Below are 1,248 nucleotides of genomic sequence, written 5' to 3'. Positions count from 1 at the left end.
CAACAGCACACACCCGACCTCGAAAATCGCGAAGCAAAACCCGCTTCAGCGCAACGCCGCCACCCAGAGCCACTATCGCGGAGCGATTTAGTGCAGGGCGCAGGTTCCGGGCTTTGCAAAGTCTGGGCGTTTTCCCAACAGCGGACCTTCGGGCAGAGCGCGGCGAGCGGCAAGTCTGAGCCCAAACTTACCACAGCAGGCCAAATATCAGCCGCTTTGACCGACTGCCATTTCGGTAATTCTTGCGTGAAGGTCGCGTTGATCATTGGGCAGCTTTCGAATGGGGTGACCTGAGGCTGATGCGAGCTTCTGTTGCAGAACCAGAAACTCGCTCGATACGACTGTCCCGACGGCGGATTGCACCGGTCCCCGCAACGCGTCTTCGAGAGGGACAAATTCGGCCCCCGCCTCCTTCAAACAGGCGAAATAGTCACACGCGACATCGGCGTAAAAGGGAACATTGTGCCCCAATGTGATCCCGACGATCTCAGCGCCGAACCATGCCTGCGCCGTCTTCATGTCATGGCGCAACTGGGCAACCGAAAACTCAAGGAAGGTCTCCCTGACAAACGCCATTGCGCCCATGTCATTCGCATCCATCGCATTCCGGTAGGCGCGGTTCCAGGTCCATTCATAGGCCCAACTTGTGACGTCGACAGGTGTTAACCCCCTGAGTTCCAGATGCGCATTTACCTCGCGCAGCTTGTCTTCTGTTTCGCCCCAGTGACACAGCGGATGACGAAACAGCTTCATAGGCGCTTGCGACACCCAGCGACTGAGCTTGTGCTCCGCGGTGTCGATGTCGGCCATGAAGTCTTCGGCTGACACGTCCGGGAGTTCGATATGTGAATGGGTATGGTTGGCGATGTGATGGCCATCCGCCACCCAGTCATCGAGAATGACGGACATCTCCGGATGCTTGTCCAAAGGCCAGGAATTGGAAAAAGAATAAACGCCCTTTATGCCGTTCTCTCGCAGGGCCAAGCGGATGGATTTCACAATCCCTTCGGCAGAATACCCTGCGGGTGGGTAGGACTGTGGCCAGAGCGGCAAATCATCCATAGTGAATGCAATCTTCAAATTGCGATCTCCTGCGCGCAAAGATTGTGAAGCGATGATCGCCCAGCCACCTATAAATGTCTACGTCCGCTTCGTCTAAGGTTTGTGGCTGCTGGATGCGCGCCATTCAGCGGCGATAAACCTGACAAGGAGGAAAGCGCGGGCGGGTTTCAGTGTTATGGGGATTGT

1 protein-coding gene is annotated in these 1,248 nt (G+C 56.2%); it reads right to left on the bottom strand.

Going from position 1 to position 1,248, the window contains the following annotated elements; all coding sequences use genetic code 11:
- Positions 1 to 207: 207 nt before the first annotated feature.
- Positions 208 to 1,080 carry a polysaccharide deacetylase family protein gene (locus V8324_RS21900; RefSeq protein WP_336421999.1) on the bottom strand — a complete coding sequence of 291 codons (873 nt, stop codon included), beginning with the start codon at positions 1,078 to 1,080 and terminating at the stop codon, positions 208 to 210.
- Positions 1,081 to 1,248 lie beyond the last annotated feature (168 nt).

The sequence above is a fragment of the Roseovarius sp. D22-M7 genome, assembly GCF_037083785.1.
Taxonomy (GTDB): domain Bacteria; phylum Pseudomonadota; class Alphaproteobacteria; order Rhodobacterales; family Rhodobacteraceae; genus Roseovarius.
Note: the sequence above shows the minus strand (reverse complement) of the source record. Positions and strands in the feature narration are given on the sequence as shown.